Source organism: Streptomyces sp. NPDC002032 (genome assembly GCF_042890765.1).
Classification (GTDB): Bacteria; Actinomycetota; Actinomycetes; order Streptomycetales; family Streptomycetaceae; genus Streptomyces.
Map to the genome: position 1 here is coordinate 234145 of NZ_JBIASM010000009.1, position 18426 is coordinate 252570.

The window sequence follows — 18426 nt, forward strand, 5'->3', positions numbered from 1 at the left end:
ACCGGCGCTACTGCCGCTGGAGCGAGCGGCTGACGCCCGCCGCCGTGGTGGTGGCCAGGATCCAGCCGGTCACGATCAGCAGGTACGACAGCCACTGGTACCAGCCGCTCGGCGCGTAGGCGGATTCCTGGCCGAAGCCGACGATCGGCAGCATCAGGTCGATCGTGTAGAAGACGGCGTTGAAGTCCGGCGCCTCCCCCTCCTTCAGCGGCCGGGGCGCGTGCGCCGTGTACGCGAGGGAGCCGATGAGCAGCAGCGCGGCCAGCCAGGCCGCCGCGCGCAGCGGCCGGAAGCCGTAGCCGACGGTGACGTCCTGGAGGATCCCCCACAGCCGGGCGGCCCGGGGCAGGGTGCGGCGGTGGCGGCGCAGCTTGGCCAGTTGGACGGTGCGGGCGGCCGCCTCGTCGCCGGCCGTGCGGTAGGCCGCGGCGAGCTGTTCGTAGGCGTACGGGAGGTAGCCCGACTCCTCGCGCTCCAGCGCGGGCAGCCGCAGCGCGGCGGGCAGGTGCGGGGCGAGGGTGCGGTAGGTGAGCCCGTCGATGCGGATCTTCTCGGGCCAGGTGGCGCTGGGGACGTGCAGCAGCTCGAACTGCGAGCGGCGCAGGTTGACCAGCCCCTGGACCTGGTCGCAGCCGCGCAGCCACATCTCGCCGACGGCGCAGCTGGAGGCGCGCAGGGCGACGCCGCCGGGGGTCGCGAAGGAGGCGTACGAGAAGTTGAGCTGCCCGGGTATCCGGGAGCCGGTGAGGTTGACCGTCCCCCGGGCCTGCGCCCGGTAGGCGCGCAGGTCCGTCCCGACGGTCAGCTGTTCGGCGTGCAGCGCGATCCCGCCGGGGTTGAGCAGGCGGGCCCGGTCGAGGCTGACCTGGCCGCCGACGGTGGCGCCGTTGAGGCGCAGCTGGCCGTGCACGGTCAGGTCGTTCGCGATGATGTCGGTGCCGACCTCGACGTGGTTGAGCTGGAGCGGGGGCTCGTCCGCCGCCTCGCCCCGCGCCGGGCCGATCACCGCACCCTGGAGGAACAGGCCGCCGTCGATCTTCGCGCCCTGGAGCCGTACGGGGCCGGTGATGTGGCAGCAGGAGAGCCGCAGGACCACGTCGACGCGGACGGTGGCGGCGGTGAGGCCGGGCAGGGTGGAGTAGCCGAGGACCAGGGCCCTGAGTCGCGCTCCGTACATCCGGGGCGCCCCTTCGAACCAGCAGTCGCGCAGCCGGATGGGGTGGTCGACGGCCGCGTAGCGCAGGTCGAGGCTCCCGACGATCTTCGCGCCCTTGACCTTCAGGCCCGCGACCCGGCCCTCTTCCGCGGGGCCCGCGCCCAGCAGCAGGGCGCGCAGCACCTCGGCCCGGACGGTGCGCTCGGGGCCCCAGCCGGCCCCGTCCACGGAGCTGTCGTCGGGCCGTGCGCGGAAGTCGACGCTGTCACCGCGCGGGAAGGCGTCCCATACGCGGCGTTCGGCCGGGGTCAGATCGGTGATCTCCATCGCCGGGATGGTGTCCCGCCCGCCGACACGGTGTCAACCACGGGCGGGACGAACCTCCCTGGCGGTGCGTCAGTGCTCGATGCCGTCCTGGAGCTCCTGGCCCTTGAGCAGGAACCAGGCGGCCGCGGCGGTGGCCAGCAGGACGGCCGCGCCGACGCCCGAGGCGAGCCGCAGTCCGTCCACGAAGGCGTCCTGGGCGGCGCCCACCATCTGGGCGCCGGTCTGCGGGTCCAGTGCCTTGGCGGCCTCGACGGCTCCGCCGAGCGATTCGTGCGCCGCGTCGGCCGCCTCGGCGGACACCGAGGCGGGGGCGGTGAAGGACTGGTAGACGCCGGTCACCACGGAGCCGAGCAGGGCGATGCCGAGGGCCGCGCCGAGTTCGTACGCGGTCTCGGAGACGGCCGAGGCCGAGCCGGCCTGCTCCTTGGGGACGCTGGAGAGGATCACGTCGGCGGTGACGGTGAAGGAGAATCCGGCGCCGAGTCCGACGACGAGCAGGGCCGCGCCGAGCAGCGGGTAGCCGGTCTCCTTGTGGATCACCGTGAGGGCGGCGAGGGCCACCCCGATGGCCACGAGACCGCCGGTCACGATGACCCGGACCGAGTGCGCCCGGGCGCAGCGGCCCGCGACGAGGCCGGTGACCACCGCGCCGATGGCGGCGGGCAGTTCGGCCAGGCCGGCCTCCAGGGGGTCGCGGCCCTGGACCAGCTGGAGGAACTGGGAGAGGAAGAAGACCAGCCCGGAGAGGCCGAACACGGTCAGCAGATCGGCGAGGACCGCGCCGGAGAAGCCGCGGTGCTTGAAGAGCCGCATGTCCAGCAGCGGGGACGGCAGGCTGAACTGGCGCCGGACGAAGGCGTACAGGCAGCCTCCGCCGATGACGGCGGCGGCCCAGACGCCCCAGGTCAGGCCGTGCGTGGCGACTTCCTTGACGGCGTAGACCACACCGATGACGCCGATGAGGGACAGGGCGACGCTGACCAGGTCCCAGGGGCCGGCGACCGGGTTCTTGGACTCGGGCAGCAGCTTGATGCCGACGAGGACCAGGGCGGCCATCACCGGCAGGTTGATCAGGAAGACCGAGCCCCACCAGAAGTGCTGGAGCAGGACCCCGCCGACGACCGGCCCGACGGCCGCGCCGGCGGAGGCGGTGGCGCCCCAGATGCCGATGGCGAGGCTGCGCTCGCGGGGGTCGTGGAAGATGTTCCGGATCAGCGCGAGGGTGGAGGGCATCAAGGTCGCGCCGGCCACGCCGAGCAGCGCCCGGGCCAGGATCATCATCTCGGGGCTGGAGGCGTAGGCGTTCAGGACGGACACCGCGCCGAAGGCGGTGGCACCGGTCAGCAGCAGCTTCTTGCGGCCTATCCGGTCGCCGAGCGAGCCCATGGAGACGAGCAGGCCCGCGATGACGAAGGAGTAGATGTCGCCGATCCACAGCAGCTGGGTGCCGGACGGCTTGAGGTCCTCGCTGAGGGCGGGGGTGGCGAGACCGAGCACGGTGGCGTCCACCGCGACCAGCAGCACGGCCAGGACGAGCACGGAGAGGGCGAGCCACCGCCCTCGGCTCCTCCCCTCCACCTCGCTCCGCCGGTTCAGCTGTTCGATACGGCTCATTGCTCCACACTCCGTCGTGCGCCACCGAGCAACAGCTCGGTGATCATGTACTGGAAGTCCTTGGCGGCGACCCGGCCGTCCATCACGGCCCAGGCGCAGGTGCCGACGAGGCCGTAGAGGGCCTCGGTGAGCCAGGCGGGGCTCAGGTCGATGCGGATGTCGCCCTCCTGCTGGCCGCGCCGGAAGAGCGCGCCGACGCGGGCGTCGAGGCGGGCCCAGCCCTCGTTGACCTCGTCGCCCTCGAAGAGCTGGTTCTCGGTGACGAGGAAGGCCAGCAGCTGGGCGTTGGGCTCCGCCTCGGCGACGAGCCGCCTGAGCGCCTCCACGGCCGTGCCCTCCTCCAGGCGGGCGTTGTCGAAGGCCACCTCGAATTCGCGGATCCCCAGATCCTCCAGGGCCCGTACGAGGGCGTCGCGCCCGGCGAAGTGCCGGTGGAGGGTCGCGCGGCCGATTCCGGCGGCGCGGGCGACCTCGTCCATCGTGGCGGTCGATTTGCGGGAGAGCAGGGCGGCCGCGTCGCGGAGCACCTGGTCACGATCCATGGCCATGAGACAAGCATAACCCGAATGAGACGCCACTGTCTCATCCGATCGATAAATCGGCTGCGAACGGACAGCCGGAAAGGAATCCTGCGCGCATGAAGCCACTGCTGCTGATCGATGTCGACGGGCCGCTCAACCCCTACGCCGCCCAGCCCGAGCGCCGCCCGGAGGGCTACACCACCCACCGGATGACCCCCCGCGCCTGGACGGCCGCAGGCCACGGCAAGCCGCTGCGGGTCTGGCTGCATCCCGGCCACGGCGCCGAGCTGCTCGCGCTCGCGGACGCGTACGAGCTCGTCTGGGCCACCACCTGGAAGGACGAGGCCAACGACTGGATAGGCCCGGTCCTCGGACTGCCGCGGCTGCCGTTCATCGACTGGCCGCAGATGCACGGCCGGGCGCCGCGCGGCACCTTCTGGAAGACCCAGTACGTCCTGGAGTACGCGGCCGGGCGGGAGTTCGCCTGGATCGACGACGACATCACCCCCGCGGACCGCGAGTACGTCGACCGGCTCCACCCCGCGCACGCGCTGCTCCTGCGCGTCGACGAGCGGATCGGCCTGAGGCGGACCGACTTCGACGCCCTGGCCGGCTGGGCCGCGGAAGGGGCGGACGCGCGGGCGGGGTGATCCCGGGGCGGTGCGCGGCCGCGCGCGCGGCGGTCCGGCGACCGGCGCTCCGGCAGTCCGGCGACCGGCGGTCCGGCGACCGGCGCGCTCCGCCCGCACACGCCTCGGGGGCGGTACGGGCCGGCCGGCTCGTACCGCCCCCGGGGGCGCGACGGGTGTGCGGCTACCGCTTGTGGGCCGCCCAGGCGTGCTGGATGACCAGGTCGGCCTTCAGCTCGGTGAGCTGGACGGCCACCGCCGACGGGGCGGTGCCGCCGCGGCCGTTGCGGGAGGCCAGGGCGCCCTTGACGTTGAGCACCGTACGGACCTCGGGGGTCAGGTGCTCCGAGATCTTCGCGAACTGCTCGTCGGTGAGCCGGTCGAGCTCGATGCCCTCGGCCTCGCAGACCTTGACGCACTCACCAGCCACCTCGTGCGCCACCCGGAACGGGACGCCCTGCTTGACCAGCCACTCCGCGATGTCGGTGGCCAGGGAGAAGCCCGCCGGAGCCAGCTCCTCCATCCGCTCCCGGTGGACGGTGAGGGTGGCCATCATGCCGGTGAAGGCGGGCAGCAGGACTTCCAGGGTGTCGCAGGAGTCGAAGACCGGCTCCTTGTCCTCCTGGAGGTCCCGGTTGTAGGCCAGCGGCAGCGCCTTGAGGGTCGCGAGCAGGCCGGTCAGATTGCCGATGAGCCGGCCCGACTTGCCGCGCGCCAGCTCCGCGATGTCCGGGTTCTTCTTCTGCGGCATGATCGACGAGCCGGTGGAGAAGGCGTCGTGGAGGGTGACGAAGGAGAACTCCTTCGTGTTCCAGAGGATGATCTCCTCCGCGATCCGGGACAGGTTGATCCCGATCATCGCGGTGACGAAGGCGAACTCGGCGACGAAGTCGCGGGAGGCCGTGCCGTCGATCGAGTTGCCGACCGAGCCCCGCTCGAAGCCCAGGTCGGCCGCGACCTGCTCGGGGTCCAGGCCCAGCGAGGAGCCGGCCAGCGCGCCCGAACCGTACGGGGAGACGGCGGTGCGGGTGTCCCACTGCCGCAGCCGCTCGGCGTCCCGGGACAGGGACTGCACGTGCGCCAGGACGTGGTGGGCGAAGAGCACCGGCTGCGCGTGCTGGAGGTGGGTCCGGCCGGGCATCGCCACGTCCGCGTGCGCCTCGGCGAGGCCGACCAGCGCGTCCTGGAGGTCGGCGATCAGGCCGCCGATGATCCGGGCGTGGTCACGCAGGTACATCCGGAAGAGGGTCGCCACCTGGTCGTTGCGGGACCGGCCGGCCCGCAGCTTGCCGCCGAGGTCGGCGCCGAGCCGCTCCAGCAGACCGCGTTCCAGGGCGGTGTGCACGTCCTCGTCGGCGAGGGTGCCGGTGAACGAGCCGTCGGCCACGTCGGCCTCCAGCCGGTCCAGGCCGTCGGTCATGCGGTCGAGTTCCTCGGCCGTGAGCAGGCCCGCCTTGGCGAGCGCGCGGGCGTGGGCGCGCGAGCCGGCGATGTCGTAGGGCGCGAGGCGCCAGTCGAAGTGGACCGACGCGGACAGCTTCGCGAGGGCCTCCGAAGGCCCGTCGGCGAACCGGCCGCCCCAGAGCCGGACGTCACCGTTGTTGCTGCTCACAGCTGCTGCTCCTCATGAGGGTGGATGTGCGACGGCCTCCCCGCCGCGGAGGTGTCGGGGAGGCCGTCTTCGTACCGCGTGGACGACTCAGGCGAGGTCGCGACGGGCGGCGATCTTCGAGGAGAGACCGAAGATCTCGATGAAGCCCTGGGCCTTGGACTGGTCGAAGGTGTCGCCCGAGTCGTAGGTCGCCAGGTTGAAGTCGTACAGCGACTCGTCCGACTTCCGGCCGGTGACGACGGCGCGGCCGCCGTGCAGGGTCATCCGGATGTCACCGGTGACGTGCTGGTTGGCCTCGTTGATGAAGCCGTCCAGCGCCCGCTTGAGCGGGGAGAACCACAGGCCGTCGTAGACCATCTCGCCCCAGCGCTGCTCGACCTGCCGCTTGTAGCGGGCCAGCTCGCGCTCGACGGTGACGTTCTCCAGCTCCTGGTGGGCGGTGATCAGCGCGATCGCGCCCGGGGCCTCGTACACCTCGCGGGACTTGATGCCGACGAGACGGTCCTCGACGATGTCGATCCGGCCGATGCCCTGGGCGCCGGCGCGGTCGTTCAGCTGCTGGATGGCCTGGAGCACGGTGACGGGCTTGCCGTCGATGGCGACCGGGACGCCCTCCTTGAAGGAGATGACGACCTCGTCGGGCTCGCGGGGCAGCGCCGGGTTCGAGGTGTACTCGTAGATGTCCTCGATCGGGGCGTTCCAGATGTCCTCCAGGAAGCCCGTCTCGACCGCGCGCCCGAAGACGTTCTGGTCGATGGAGTACGGGGACTTCTTGGTGGTGGCGATCGGGAGCTGCTTCTCCTCGCAGAAGGCGATCGCCTTGTCCCGGGTCATCGCGTAGTCACGGACCGGGGCGATGCACTTGAGGTCCGGGGCGAGGGCGACGATGCCCGCCTCGAAGCGGACCTGGTCGTTGCCCTTGCCGGTGCAGCCGTGGGCGACGGTCGTGGCGCCGTGCTTCTTGGCGGCGGCGACCAGGTGCTTGACGATGGCCGGTCGGGAGAGCGCCGAGACCAGCGGGTAGCGGTCCATGTAGAGGGCGTTCGCCTTGATCGCCGGGAGGCAGTACTCGTTGGCGAACTCGTCCGAGGCGTCGGCGACCTCGGCCTCGACCGCACCGCAGTCGAGCGCGCGCTTGCGGATTACGTCCAGGTCCTCGCCGCCCTGGCCGACGTCCACGGCGACGGCGATGACCTCGGCGCCCGTCTCCTCGGCGATCCAGCCGATGGCGACGGAGGTGTCCAGGCCGCCCGAGTAGGCGAGTACGACGCGCTCGGTCACGGGTTTCTCCTTACGGTGCATTCAACGACAGGCATAACTATGCACTACTCCGTATGTTTCGTCAATCAACCCCGGGAGCCCGGCTCCGACCTGCGGAAACGTCGCGCGGTGCGGTGCGGCGCGCACGCCGCCCAGCGGGTGCGCTCACCCTCGGAATGCCGGATCCGCGCCGGGGACGGCCTGCCTGCGCTCCCCCGGGCCCTCCCGGCCCGTACCGTCTGACGGGTGCTGCGTACCGCTCTGCTCACCGGCTCGCTGATCCTCGCCGCCCTGCCCCCGGCGGGCGGCCCCGCGGACCCGCTGCCCGCCCGCCTCGCCGACACCGGCGGCGGCAGCCAGCTGATCACCGCCGTGGCGCCGGCGCCCGGCTCCACGACCGGCCGGCTCACCTGGTGGGACCGGCGGGCCGGCCGCTGGTACCGGGCCGGGAGCGCGCCCGCCCGGTTCGGCGCGAACGGCCTCACCGAGGGCGCGACGCGGACCCAGGGCACGAACACCACGCCGACGGGCCTGTTCGGGCTCCCGTACGCCTTCGGCATCGCGCGTCCGCCGGCCGGGACGGCGTACGCCTACCGGCGGGTGACGGACCGTTCGTGGTGGTGCCAGGACAACGCCGCCGCGCACTACAACCGCTGGACGGAACCCCTGGACGCGGACTGCGCCCCCGGCGAGGCCGAACACCTGGCGTCGTACGGGCAGCAGTACGCGCACGCCCTGGTGATCGGCTTCAACTACGAGCGGCCCGTACGCGGCCGGGGCGCGGGCATCTTCCTGCACGTCGACGGCAAGGGCGCGACGGCCGGCTGCGTCTCGGTCCCCCGCCGGACCCTGCGCGCCCTCCTCCGCTGGGCCGACCCCCGCCGCCACCCCCACATCGCGATCGGCACGGAAACCGGCCCCCTGTCGGTGACCCGGTACTGAGCTTTCCGTACAACCTCATGGGCGGTTCGCGCCTACCGTAGGTGCGTGATCGACATCAACACCGAAACCCTTGGGTGGGACCTCGTCGGCTGGGACAGCGACGAGCAAGCCGCACACGTCACTGGCCTCAACCGGATCGGTGGATTCCTGCTGTCCGTCTGAGCTTGCCGACCCGCCAGTGCGTCGGGGCTTCGTGCCGGCCTTGTGGTGCGCGGGTCAGGTGCAGGACTCGCCGGTGGCAAGGACGCGGGCGGCGGTGAGTCTGTTCGGTTCCGCCGGCCGCTCCCATGGCCGGCGCAGGTCCCGCGCGAGGGGGCGCGGGGTCAGCTTTCCTTTTGGGCCAGCCGCAGCAGGTGGTCCGCCAGGGCCTGGCCGCCCGCCGGGTCGCGGCTGATCAGCATCAGGGTGTCGTCACCCGCGATGGTGCCGAGGATGGCCCGGAGTTCCGCCTGGTCGATCGCGGAGGCGAGGAACTGGGCCGCGCCGGGCGGGGTGCGCAGGACCACGAGGTTCGCCGAGGCCTCCGCCGAGATCAGCAGTTCGCCGGAGAGGCGCCGCATGCGCTCCTCCTTGGCCGATTCGCCGAGGGGGGCCTGCGGGGTGCGGAAGCCCCCCTCGCTGGGGACCGCGTAGATCAGCTCGCCGCCGGTGTTGCGGATCTTCACCGCGCCCAGCTCGTCGAGGTCGCGGGAGAGCGTCGCCTGGGTGACGCTCAGCCCGTCGTCGGCGAGCAGTTTGGCCAGCTGGCTCTGGGAGCGGACCGGCTGCCGGTTGAGGATGTCCACGATCCGGCGGTGGCGGGCGGTGCGGGTCTGCGGGACGGACGGGCCCTGCTGCTCGTGTTCCTGCGCCTGACTCATCGTCGTCTCATTCTCCGGATCGTCCCGCTTCGTCGAGGATGCCGGGCAGCGCCCGGACGAACGCGTCGACCTCGGCCTCGGTGATGACGAACGGGGGCATCAGCCGTACGACGTCGGGGGCGGGCGCGTTGACCAGGAATCCGGCCTCCTGAGCCGCCTGCTGCACCTTGGGTGCGAGCGGCTCCGTCAGCACGATACCCAGCAGGAGGCCCGAGCCGCGGACGTGGGAGACCAGGCCGTGGCCCGCGGCCTCGATTCCGGAGCGCAGCCGCTCGCTCCGCGCCTTGACCCGGTCGAGCAGTCCCTCGGCGGCGATGGTGTCGATCACGGCGAGGCCGGCGGCGCAGGCGACCGGGTTGCCGCCGAAGGTGGTGCCGTGCTGGCCGGGCTGGAGCAGGTCGGCGGCGGGGCCGAAGGCGACCACGGCGCCGATGGGCAGGCCGCCGCCCAGCCCCTTCGCGAGCGTGACGAGGTCGGGCTCGACGCCCTCGTGGGCCTGGTGCTCGAACCACTGGCCGCAGCGGCCGATGCCGGTCTGGACCTCGTCGAGGACGAGCAGGGTGCCGGTGGCCCGGGTGATCTCGCGGGCGGCCGTGAGGTAGCCGGGGGGCGGGACCACGACGCCGTTCTCGCCCTGGACCGGCTCGATCACGACGAGTGCCGTCTGCTCGGTGACGGCGGCCCGCAGGGCCTCGACGTCTCCGTACGGGACGTGCGTGACCTCGCCGGGCAGGGGCAGGAAGGGCTCCTGCTTCTTCGGCTGGCCGGTGAGCGCGAGGGCGCCCATGGTCCGGCCGTGGAAGCCGCCGTCGGTGGCGACCATGTGGGTCCGCCCGGTCAGCCGGCCGATCTTGAAGGCGGCCTCGACCGCTTCCGCACCGGAGTTGCAGAAGAACACCCGGCCCTGGCGGCCGAAGAGCTGGAGCAGCCGTTCGCCGAGGGCGAGGACGGGCTCCGAGGCGTAGAGGTTGGAGACGTGGCCGAGGGTGGAGATCTGCGCGGTGACGGCCTCGACGACCGCCGGGTGGGCGTGGCCGAGGGCGTTGACGGCGATCCCGCCGACGAAGTCGGTGTACCGGGTGCCGTCCGCGTCCCAGACACTGGCGCCCGCGCCGCGTACGAGGGCCAGCGCGGGGGTGCCGTAGTTGTTGGTCAGCGCGCCCTGCCAGCGGGCGGCGAAGTCCTGGTTGCCGGTCATACGGGTTCCCCTCCCTGTGCGTCGGGCACGACCATCGTGCCGATTCCCTCGTCGGTGAAGATCTCCAGCAGGATCGAGTGCTGGACCCGGCCGTCGATCACGCGCGCGGTGCCGACCCCGCCCCGGACGGCGTGCAGGCAGCCCTCCATCTTGGGGACCATCCCGCTGGACAGATCGGGCAGCAGCTTCTCCAGCTCGCTCACCGTGAGCCGGCTGATGACCTCGTCGCTGTGGGGCCAGTCCGCGTAGAGGCCCTCTACGTCGGTGAGGACCATCAGCGTCTCGGCGCCCAGCGCGGCGGCGAGGGCCGCCGCGGCCGTGTCGGCGTTGACGTTGTACACGTGGTGGTCGTCGGCGCTGCGCGCGATGGAGGAGATCACCGGGATCCTGCCGTCGGCCAGCAGCGCCTCGATGGCGCCGGTGTCGATCGCGGTGATCTCACCGACCCGCCCGATGTCGACCAGCTCGCCCTCGATCGAGGGGGTGTGCTTGGTGGCGGTGATGGTGTGGGCGTCCTCGCCCGTCATGCCGACGGCGAGCGGGCCGTGCTCGTTGAGCAGTCCGACCAGTTCACGCTGGACCTGGCCCGCCAGCACCATCCGTACGACGTCCATCGCCTCCGGCGTGGTGACGCGCAGGCCCGCCTTGAACTCGCTGACCAGGCCCTGCTTGTCCAGCTGGGCGTTGATCTGGGGGCCGCCGCCGTGGACGACGACGGGCTTCAGGCCCGCCTGGCGCAGGAAGACCACGTCCTGGGCGAAGGCTGCCTTCAGGTCCTCGTCGATCATGGCGTTGCCGCCGAACTTGATGACGACGACCTTGCCGTTGTGCCGGGTGAGCCAGGGCAGGGCCTCGATGAGGATCTCCGCCTTGGGCAGCGCCGTGTGCTTGCGCGCGGTGCTCATGAGGAGTACGCGCTGTTCTCGTGGACGTACTCGGCGGTCAGGTCGTTGGTCCAGATGACCGCGGACTCGGAGCCGTTGGCCAGGTCGGCGGTGATGCGGACCTCGCGGTCCTTCATCGAGACCAGCTCGCGGTCCTCGCCGACCGAGCCGTTGCGGCAGACCCAGACGCCGTTGATGGCGACGTTCAGCCGGTCCGGGTCGAAGCCCGCGCCGGTGGTGCCGATCGCGGCGAGCACCCGGCCCCAGTTGGGGTCCTCGCCGTGGATGGCGCACTTGAGCAGGTTGTTGCGGGCGATGGAGCGGCCGACCTCGACGGCGTCGTCCTCGCTGACCGCGCCGGTCACCTCGATCCGGATGTTCTTGCTGGCGCCCTCGGCGTCGCCGATCAGCTGGAGGGCGAGGTCGTCGCAGACGGTCCGTACGGCCTCCGCGAAGTCCGCGTACTCCGGCACCTGGCCGGAGGCGCCCGAGGCGAGCAGCAGCACCGTGTCGTTGGTGGACATGCAGCCGTCGGAGTCGACCCGGTCGAAGGTGGTGCGGGTGGCGTCGCGCAGGGCCTTGTCGAGGGTGGCGGCGTCCACGTCGGCGTCGGTGGTGAGGACGACGAGCATGGTGGCCAGGCCCGGCGCGAGCATGCCGGCGCCCTTGGCCATGCCGCCGACGGTCCAGCCGTCCCGGGAGGCGGTGGCCGTCTTGTGCACGGTGTCGGTGGTCTTGATGGCGATGGCGGCGGCCTCGCCGCCGTCGGCGGTGAGGGCGGCGGCCGCCATCTCGATGCCGGGCAGCAGCTTGTCCATGGGGAGCAGGAGGCCGATCAGCCCGGTGGAGGCGACGGCGATCTCCCCGGCGTTGTGCTCGCCGCCGAGGACGGCCGCCACCTTCTCGGCGGTGGCGTGGGTGTCCTGGAAGCCCTTGGGGCCGGTGCAGGCGTTGGCGCCACCGGAGTTGAGGACGACGGCGCTGACGGCGCCGCCGCGCAGGACCTGCTCGGACCAGCGCACGGGCGCGGCCTTGACGCGGTTGGAGGTGAAGACGCCGGCTGCCGCCAGTCGGGGCCCGTTGTTGACCACGAGGGCCAGGTCCGGGTTGCCGTTCGCCTTGATCCCGGCGGCGATGCCCGCCGCCGTGAACCCCTGTGCAGCCGTAACGCTCACGGCGCGACTCCAATCGTGGAAAGACCCAGCGCCTCGGGGAGCCCGAGCGCGATGTTCATGCTCTGCACCGCGCCGCCGGCGGTGCCCTTCGTCAGGTTGTCGATCGCGCTGATGGCGATGATCCGCCCGGCGTACGCGTCGAAGGCGACCTGGAGGTGGACGGCGTTGGAGCCGTACACGGACTTGGTGGTCGGCCAGACGCCTTCGGGGAGCAGGTGGACGAACGGCTCGTCCGCGTACGCCTTCTCGTAGGCGGCGCGCAGCGACTCGGCGGTGGTGCCCGGGAGGGCCTTCGCCGAGCAGGTGGCGAGGATGCCGCGGGGCATCGGGACGAGGTTGGCGGTGAAGGAGACCGAGACGGGTTCCCCGGCGAGCGGGGAGAGGTTCTGCACCATCTCCGGCGTGTGCCGGTGGACCCCGCCGACCCCGTACGGGGTCACGGTGCCCATCACCTCGGAGCCGAGCAGGTGCGCCTTGAGGGCCTTGCCCGCGCCGGAGGTGCCGGTGGCGGCGACGATCACGGCCTCGGGCCCGGCGAGGCGGGCCGCGTAGGCGGGCTGGAGCGCCAGGGTGACGGCGGTGGGGAAGCAGCCGGGGACGGCGATCCGCTTGGTCCCGGCGAGGGCGGCGCGGGCGCCGGCCAGCTCGGGCAGGCCGTACGGCCAGGTCCCGGCGTGCGGGGCGCCGTAGAAGCGGTCCCAGGCCGCGGAGTCCTTCAGCCGGTGGTCGGCGCCCATGTCGATGACGAGCACGTCCTCGCCGAGCTGGGCGGCGACGGCGGCGGACTGCCCGTGCGGCAGCGCGAGGAAGACCACGTCGTGCCGACGGCCCTGACCGGCGAGGACCTCGGGCGTGGTCGCCTCCAGGGTCCGCCCGGCGAGCGGCACGAGGTGCGGCTGGAGGCTGCCGAGGAGCTGTCCGGCGTTGGAGTGCCCGGTCAGCGCGCCGATCTCGACCTCGGGGTGCGAGAGCAGCAGGCGCAGCAGCTCACCACCCGCGTACCCGCTCGCTCCGGCCACCGCTACACGTACCACCATCGGACCTCCTCCTCGATGGCATGACTATACGTAGTGCTGCACTTTTATGCAATGCTCGGGAGGCGCGGGACGATCACCACGGGCCGGTCACCGCGGGCCGGTCACCGCGGGGCGACGGCGCCCGAGTCCGGCGACTGCCGCAGCCCGGACGCGTCGACCGCCTCGAAGTCCGACCCCTTGAACCGCTTGAGGCCGTCGAGCTGGGCGTTGTCCCAACCGGCATTCTCCTCACCGGAGATGAACCAGGGCGAGCCGTTGTCCGCGACGATCACACCGTACTTCTTGAGCGCGTCGGCCACGGCCTTGGCCTGCGGACCCAGCCCCGAGGTGGCCACGGAGCCCTTCAGCCGCATCCGCAGGCCCATCGGCGGCAGCGCCGGGTCCGCCGCGGAGCCCGCCTGGTGGCGTGCGGGCCACAGATGGCTGCGGTCGGAGCGGGGCACGGTGACGCGGATCGCGTGGTCGATCCGGCCCGCCGCCGCCTCGTCCCGGCGCACCAGGCCGGGGAGGATGGCGAGTCCGGCGGCATCGGCGGAGGTCCAGCCGTCGGGGCGCAGGGCGTTGGAGCGCAGGTCGAAGACCGCTCCGGCGCCGGCGTGCCACGCGTCGCCCGCCTGCCGCCGGGCGTTCCAGAGCTCGTAGGACTTGCACAGGGCGCGGTCCCAGACGACGACGTGCCGGTCGCCCTCGCTCTTCGGCCCGTTCTCGATCCGGGCGTCCGGTGGGATCCGGTAGCCGGAGGCGTCGCTCTCGTTTGCGTAGTCGAGGGTGACCTCGGCTTCGGGCAGCTTCGCGTCCGTGACGGTGACGGGGATGCCGAAGGGCTCGCCCCCGACGAGCCCGGAACCGAAGTCCGGGTGCAGGGGCTGGCCGGCACCGATCGAGGCGACGTAGCGGGCCGAAGCCGGGTGGACGAGGAGCCGGTCCACGGGGGCGTGCCAGAAGCTGTCCGCCGGGGCGGTCCGGCACGCGGCGTCAGGCGCGGCGACCGGCCCGCCGTCCGGCGCGGCGTCCGGTGGCGCGGCCGCGGTTCCGGCCGCCGCCGCCGACCCGGGCAGCAGAGACGCGGCGGCGAGGGGGACGACGGAGGTGGCCACGGGGAGCCGACGGCCCGGACGTGGGCCCGCAGGGCGCTTCACCGTTCCAGCGTAGGCCCGCTCCGCCCTCCGGCGCTGCCCATCGGCCGGATCCGTCCCGGGCGGGGCTCACCCCCGGCCCGAGCGGCTCACCGGACGGCCCGCAGCCGCTGGACGGCCTCCACCAGCTCCCCCGGGCCCGACACCCCGGCGAAGCTCATCCGGACGTACGCGGCGGGCGGCTCCGCGCAGAAGAACGGCCGCCCGGGCGCGACGGCGACCCCGGCGCGCAGCGCGTCGGCGGCGAAGGCCGCGTCGTCGCCGCCCTCGTCGATCCGGACCCACAGCTGGTACCCGCCGGCCGGCAGGTGCGCGAGCTCCAGCCCCGGCAGCTCCCGGCGCAGCGCGCCCGCGAGGACGTCCCTGCGGTGGCGCAACTCGGCGGCGACGGAGCGCAGGTGGCGCGGCCAGGCGGGCGCGCCGACCAGTTCGAGGGCGGCCTCCTGGAGCGGCCGGGGCACGAAGAAGGTGTCCACGACCTGGATCGCGCGCAGCCGGTCCAGCACCGGACCCCGGGCGGCGAGCGCGCCCACCCGCAGGCTGGGCGAGGTGGCCTTGGTCAGCGAGCGGACGTGCACCACCACCCCGTCGGCGTCCTCGGCGGCCAGGGTGGCGGGCGGCGGACCGGCGTCCTCGTGGGCCAGGGCCCGGGCGTAGTCGTCCTCGATCACGAAGGCCCCGGCGGCCCGCGCGATCCGCAGCACCTCGGGCCGGCGCGCCGCGGACAGCACGGCGCCCGTCGGGTTCTGGAACAGCGGCTGGCATACGAAGACCCGTGCGCCCGTGGCTTCGAAGGCGGCGGCCAGCAGCTCCGGGCGGACCCCCTCGGCGTCCACGGGTACGGGTACGGGCCGGCAGCCGGAGGCGCGGGCGATGGCCAGCAGTCCGGGGTAGGTGGGCGACTCGACCAGGACCGGAGCTCCCGGCGGGGCCAGCGCCCGCAGTGCGGTGGTCAGGGCGCTCTGCCCGCCCGCGGTGACCAGGACGTCGCTGGCCCCGACGGCTCCGCCGATCTCGCGGGCGAACCAGTCGCGCAGCTCGGGCAGCCCCTCGGTGGGCGGCCGCCCCCACGCCCCGGGCCGGCGCCCGGCCCGGGCCAGCGCGGCGGCCATGGCCCGTTCCGGCTGGATGGCGGGGTGCAGGTAACCGCTGTTGAGCCCGATCACCCCGGACGGCGGGGTGTTGAGGCAGACCAGCACCCCGGAGGCGTCCACGGAGCGGGGCACGACGTCGCCGACCCCCTCCGCGCTCAGCGAGACCTCCTGCCAGGAGGTGTCCCCGGGCGGGTCCGTCTGCGTACGCGGCTGGGCACGGTAGGCCCCGGCGCCGGGGCGGGTGACGACGAGCCCCTCTGCGGCGAGCTGCGCGAGGGCGCGGGAGACGGTGACCGGGCTGACGCGGTACCGCTCGACCAGAGCCCTGCTGGACGGCAGCTTTCCACCCAGCGGATAGCGGTCGAGCTCGGACCGCAGGGATTCTGCCAGTTCCACCACACTGCTACGCTCGTACATGACAGCACAGAATAGCGCTACTCACACCCCGGCGATAGCGGTCCGTACCGGCCCCGCCGACGGCACCCGCCGGGGGACCGTCCTCGCCCTGCTCGGCGTCGTGGCCTTCTCGCTGACCTTCCCCGGTACCGCCTGGGGCCTGGAGAGCTTCGGCCCCTGGTCGCTCGTCGCCCTGCGCAGCGTGCTGGCCGCCGCCATCGCCGGGGTCTTCCTGCTGGCCGGGCGGGTGCCGCTGCCCGCCCGGGAGCACTGGGCGGGGCTCGCCGTCGTGGCGGGCGGGGTGGTGGTCGGCTTCCCGCTGCTGACCACGCTCGCGCTGCGGACCTCCAGCACCTCGCACGCCGCCGTCGTGGTGGGCCTGCTGCCGCTGACCACCGCCACGCTCTCCGCCCTGCGCACCGGCGCCCGGCCCTCGCGCCGCTTCTGGGCGGCGGCCCTCGCCGGAGCCGCCGTCGTGCTGGTCTTCACCCTGGCCGGCGGCGGCGGGTCCCTCTCCCCCGGCGACGGCTACCTGTTCGGGGCGCTGCTGGTGTGCGCGGCCGGGTACACCGAGGGCGGGCGCCTGGCCCGCGTCCTGCCGGGCTGGCAGGTGATCGGCTGGGCGCTGGTGCTGTGCCTGCCGCTGACCGTGGCCGGCGCCGCGGTCGGGCTGGCGTACGAGCCGGTGCACCTGAGCGTCCACGGGGTGGCCGGCCTGGTGTGGGTGGCGGCCGGCTCCACCTTCCTCGGCCTCTACGTCTGGTACCGCGGCATGGCCGAGATCGGCGCCCCGCGCGCCAGCCAGCTCCAGCTCGCCCAGCCGCTGCTGACCCTGGTCTGGTCGGTGGCACTGCTGGGCGAGCGCCTCTCCCCCGCCGCCCCGGTCGCCGCGGGCGCGGTGCTGGTCTGCATCGCCGTGACCCAGCGGAAATGAGCCGCCGGGAGCGGTCTCCCGAGCGGGCTCAATTCCGGCAAATCGCCGTAAACTGCTGTCACCGGAATCCGTCCGGCTCCGAGACCGGCTCCGAGGAGGTCAGCACATGCGCGCGACCGAGGGCGACCAGCTTGTGCAGCACGGGAGAGTCGTAGGGCAGCACGACAAGCTGGGCGAGATCACTCAGGTACTGGGCGAGAACGGCACCCCTCCCTACCGGGTCCGTTTCACGGACGGCCACGAGGCGGTCATGTCACCGGGCCCCGACTGCGTGGTGAAGCACCCCGCGGAGCACCCCGCGGAGCCCGCGCCGTGACTCACCGCGGGGGCACCGCCGACGGGTAGTGGTCGGCGACCACCCTGGCCATCGCCCCGTTGGGGTCCGCGGCCACCTGCTTCGCCGAGAAGTAGACGTGGCCGCGGACCCCGGCGTACCGCGCGGCGAGGGTCAGGTGCCGCGACAGCTCCGCCGGATCGCGCCAGGCGGCGGTGGGGCTGTCCGCGTCACAGCGGTACAGCGCCTCGCCCACGTGCAGCTCCACCCCGGTCCCCTCGACCGTCCGGGCCCACCATTCGACGACCTTCGCGTAGTCGGCGGCGGAGTTGCCGATGTGCCAGTACGCCTGCGGCACGATCGAGTCGATCCAGCCCTCCTTGACCCACTTGCGGGTGTCCGCGTACAGGTCGTCGTACGTCTGCACCCCCGCCCGCGTCTGCGAGCCCAGCGGGTCCCGGTCGGCGTTGCGCCACACCGCGAACGGGCTGATGCCGAACCGGGCCCGCGGCCGGAGCGCCTTGAGCCGGCCCGACATCTCCCGCACCAGGGTGTCGGTGTTGTGCCGGCGCCAGTCGGCGCGGGAGGCGAACCCCCCTCCGTGCTCCGCGAAGGCCGCGTCGTCGTCGAAGTCCTGGCCCGCCACCGGGTACGGGTAGAAGTAGTCGTCCCAGTGCACCCCGTCGACCGGATAGCGGGAGACCGCGTCGAGCATCGCCTCCTGTACGAAGGCCCGCACCTGCGGCAGCCCGGGGTTGTAGTAGAGCTTCCCGCCGTAGGGCACCGTCCAGCCGGGGTTGCGGCGGGCCGGGTGCGAGGCGACGAGCCGGGCCGGATCGGTGTGGTTGGCCACCCGGTACGGGTTGAACCAGGCATGCAGCTCCAGACCGCGCGCGTGCGCCTCCGCGACCGCCGTGTCCAGCGGGTCCCAGCCGGGATCGCGGCCCTGAACCCCCGTCAGCCACTGCGACCAGGGCTCCTTGGTCGAGGGCCACAGGGCGTCGGCCGCCGGCCGGACCTGGAGGAACACCGCGTTCAGCCGCCGCCCGACGGCCGCATCCAGCAGCCCCGTCAGCTCCGCGCGCTGCTCCCGCGCGGAGAGCCCGGACGCGGAGGGCCAGTCGACGTTCTCCACCGAGGCGATCCACATCCCCCGGAGCTCCGCGGCCGCCGCCCGGCCCCCGCCGGGCCGTCCCGCGGCCCCGGCCTCCCGCGCCCGGCGGACCGGAGCCGCCGCACCGGCCGCCGGTCCGGGCGCCGGGCCCGCCGCCGGGCCCGTGGCCGGGTCCGCCACCGCCGGGACCGTCGCCGCCGCGCCGGCCAGCACCCCCGCGGCCCCTGCCAGCAGTCCCCGCCGTCCGATGTACGTCATGTGAC

The 18426-nt window shown here is 73.3% G+C and carries 17 protein-coding genes; 4 read left to right on the forward strand and 13 right to left on the reverse strand.

All coding sequences use genetic code 11. From position 1 onward, the window contains the following. Positions 1 to 7 precede the first annotated feature (7 nt). The 3 genes from ACFYYT_RS22395 to ACFYYT_RS22405 form a co-directional block, all read right to left on the reverse strand. Positions 8 to 1483 carry a membrane-associated oxidoreductase gene (locus tag ACFYYT_RS22395; RefSeq protein WP_351824085.1) on the reverse strand — a complete coding sequence of 492 codons (1476 nt, stop codon included), beginning with the start codon at positions 1481 to 1483 and terminating at the stop codon, positions 8 to 10. A 69-nt stretch (positions 1484 to 1552) separates the two neighbouring features. Continuing rightward, on the reverse strand, positions 1553 to 3097 hold the full coding sequence (locus ACFYYT_RS22400; protein ID WP_351824088.1) for an MFS transporter: 1545 nt from the start codon (positions 3095 to 3097) through the stop codon (positions 1553 to 1555). After that, on the reverse strand, positions 3094 to 3645 hold the full coding sequence (locus tag ACFYYT_RS22405) for a helix-turn-helix domain-containing protein (RefSeq protein WP_351824091.1): 552 nt from the start codon (positions 3643 to 3645) through the stop codon (positions 3094 to 3096). The genes ACFYYT_RS22400 and ACFYYT_RS22405 overlap by 4 nt, the downstream gene beginning before the upstream one ends. Positions 3646 to 3734: 89 nt before the next feature. On the opposite strand from ACFYYT_RS22405, the gene ACFYYT_RS22410 reads away from it, so the two are divergent. Beyond that, complete coding sequence (locus ACFYYT_RS22410) at positions 3735 to 4268, forward strand: HAD domain-containing protein (RefSeq protein WP_351824094.1); 534 nt, start codon at positions 3735 to 3737, stop codon at positions 4266 to 4268. 163 nt (positions 4269 to 4431) lie between these two features. Here the strand turns inward: ACFYYT_RS22410 and argH are convergent, their stop codons facing one another. After that, positions 4432 to 5859, reverse strand: coding sequence for an argininosuccinate lyase (argH, locus tag ACFYYT_RS22415; RefSeq protein WP_351824097.1), 1428 nt, complete (start codon positions 5857 to 5859; stop codon positions 4432 to 4434). Between the two features lie 87 nt (positions 5860 to 5946). After that, positions 5947 to 7140 (reverse strand): argininosuccinate synthase, encoded by a 1194-nt coding sequence (locus ACFYYT_RS22420; protein WP_351824100.1) that lies wholly within the window; start codon positions 7138 to 7140, stop codon positions 5947 to 5949. A gap of 228 nt (positions 7141 to 7368) precedes the next feature. On the opposite strand from ACFYYT_RS22420, the gene ACFYYT_RS22425 reads away from it, so the two are divergent. Next, positions 7369 to 8061: a L,D-transpeptidase family protein gene (locus ACFYYT_RS22425; RefSeq protein WP_351824164.1), complete on the forward strand. Its 693-nt coding sequence runs from the start codon at positions 7369 to 7371 to the stop codon at positions 8059 to 8061. A 323-nt stretch (positions 8062 to 8384) separates the two neighbouring features. Here ACFYYT_RS22425 and ACFYYT_RS22430 read toward each other — a convergent pair whose 3' ends face one another. The 7 genes from ACFYYT_RS22430 to ACFYYT_RS22460 all read right to left on the reverse strand — a co-directional run bounded on the left by ACFYYT_RS22430 (position 8385) and on the right by ACFYYT_RS22460 (position 15862). After that, positions 8385 to 8921 (reverse strand): arginine repressor, encoded by a 537-nt coding sequence (locus ACFYYT_RS22430; RefSeq protein ID WP_351824103.1) that lies wholly within the window; start codon positions 8919 to 8921, stop codon positions 8385 to 8387. A gap of 7 nt (positions 8922 to 8928) precedes the next feature. Further along, on the reverse strand, positions 8929 to 10119 hold the full coding sequence (locus ACFYYT_RS22435; protein ID WP_351824106.1) for an acetylornithine transaminase: 1191 nt from the start codon (positions 10117 to 10119) through the stop codon (positions 8929 to 8931). Then, the gene (argB, locus tag ACFYYT_RS22440) at positions 10116 to 11024 is read right to left on the reverse strand and encodes an acetylglutamate kinase (protein WP_351824109.1); all 909 of its coding nucleotides are present in this window, start codon (positions 11022 to 11024) and stop codon (positions 10116 to 10118) included. Before argB ends, ACFYYT_RS22435 begins: the two co-directional genes overlap by 4 nt. Continuing rightward, complete coding sequence (gene argJ, locus ACFYYT_RS22445) at positions 11021 to 12178, reverse strand: bifunctional glutamate N-acetyltransferase/amino-acid acetyltransferase ArgJ (protein ID WP_351824112.1); 1158 nt, start codon at positions 12176 to 12178, stop codon at positions 11021 to 11023. Before argJ ends, argB begins: the two co-directional genes overlap by 4 nt. Beyond that, complete coding sequence (gene argC / locus ACFYYT_RS22450; protein WP_351824115.1) at positions 12175 to 13215, reverse strand: N-acetyl-gamma-glutamyl-phosphate reductase; 1041 nt, start codon at positions 13213 to 13215, stop codon at positions 12175 to 12177. The genes argJ and argC overlap by 4 nt, the downstream gene beginning before the upstream one ends. Positions 13216 to 13316: 101 nt before the next feature. Beyond that, on the reverse strand, positions 13317 to 14354 hold the full coding sequence (locus tag ACFYYT_RS22455) for a hypothetical protein (protein WP_351824118.1): 1038 nt from the start codon (positions 14352 to 14354) through the stop codon (positions 13317 to 13319). A gap of 86 nt (positions 14355 to 14440) precedes the next feature. After that, complete coding sequence (locus ACFYYT_RS22460) at positions 14441 to 15862, reverse strand: PLP-dependent aminotransferase family protein (protein WP_351824121.1); 1422 nt, start codon at positions 15860 to 15862, stop codon at positions 14441 to 14443. On the opposite strand from ACFYYT_RS22460, the gene ACFYYT_RS22465 reads away from it, so the two are divergent. Together ACFYYT_RS22465 and ACFYYT_RS22470 are read left to right on the forward strand one after the other, a co-directional pair. Next, complete coding sequence (locus ACFYYT_RS22465; RefSeq protein WP_351824124.1) at positions 15861 to 16775, forward strand: DMT family transporter; 915 nt, start codon at positions 15861 to 15863, stop codon at positions 16773 to 16775. The two genes, ACFYYT_RS22460 and ACFYYT_RS22465, sit on opposite strands and share 2 nt — an antisense overlap. 106 nt (positions 16776 to 16881) lie before the next feature. Beyond that, positions 16882 to 17091, forward strand: a complete 210-nt coding sequence (locus ACFYYT_RS22470; protein ID WP_351824127.1) for a DUF1918 domain-containing protein — start codon at positions 16882 to 16884, stop codon at positions 17089 to 17091. Between the two features lies 1 nt (position 17092). Here ACFYYT_RS22470 and ACFYYT_RS22475 read toward each other — a convergent pair whose 3' ends face one another. Then, positions 17093 to 18421, reverse strand: a complete 1329-nt coding sequence (locus ACFYYT_RS22475) for a family 10 glycosylhydrolase (RefSeq protein WP_351824130.1) — start codon at positions 18419 to 18421, stop codon at positions 17093 to 17095. Between the last annotated feature and the right edge of the window lie 5 nt (positions 18422 to 18426).

What these genes read in the sequence shown, in the direction of transcription:
- ACFYYT_RS22395 (WP_351824085.1), bottom strand. Translation starts at nt 1,483, where the DNA reads ATGGAGATCACCGATCTGACCCCGGCCGAACGCCGCGTATGGGACGCC.
- ACFYYT_RS22400 (WP_351824088.1), bottom strand. Translation starts at nt 3,097, where the DNA reads ATGAGCCGTATCGAACAGCTGAACCGGCGGAGCGAGGTGGAGGGGAGG.
- ACFYYT_RS22405 (WP_351824091.1), bottom strand. Translation starts at nt 3,645, where the DNA reads ATGGCCATGGATCGTGACCAGGTGCTCCGCGACGCGGCCGCCCTGCTC.
- ACFYYT_RS22410 (WP_351824094.1), top strand. Translation starts at nt 3,735, where the DNA reads ATGAAGCCACTGCTGCTGATCGATGTCGACGGGCCGCTCAACCCCTAC.
- ACFYYT_RS22430 (WP_351824103.1), bottom strand. Translation starts at nt 8,921, where the DNA reads ATGAGTCAGGCGCAGGAACACGAGCAGCAGGGCCCGTCCGTCCCGCAG.
- ACFYYT_RS22435 (WP_351824106.1), bottom strand. Translation starts at nt 10,119, where the DNA reads ATGACCGGCAACCAGGACTTCGCCGCCCGCTGGCAGGGCGCGCTGACC.
- argB (WP_351824109.1), bottom strand. Translation starts at nt 11,024, where the DNA reads ATGAGCACCGCGCGCAAGCACACGGCGCTGCCCAAGGCGGAGATCCTC.
- argC (WP_351824115.1), bottom strand. Translation starts at nt 13,215, where the DNA reads ATGGTGGTACGTGTAGCGGTGGCCGGAGCGAGCGGGTACGCGGGTGGT.
- ACFYYT_RS22465 (WP_351824124.1), top strand. Translation starts at nt 15,861, where the DNA reads ATGACAGCACAGAATAGCGCTACTCACACCCCGGCGATAGCGGTCCGT.
- ACFYYT_RS22460 (WP_351824121.1), bottom strand. Translation starts at nt 15,862, where the DNA reads ATGTACGAGCGTAGCAGTGTGGTGGAACTGGCAGAATCCCTGCGGTCC.
- ACFYYT_RS22470 (WP_351824127.1), top strand. Translation starts at nt 16,882, where the DNA reads ATGCGCGCGACCGAGGGCGACCAGCTTGTGCAGCACGGGAGAGTCGTA.
- ACFYYT_RS22475 (WP_351824130.1), bottom strand. Translation starts at nt 18,421, where the DNA reads ATGACGTACATCGGACGGCGGGGACTGCTGGCAGGGGCCGCGGGGGTG.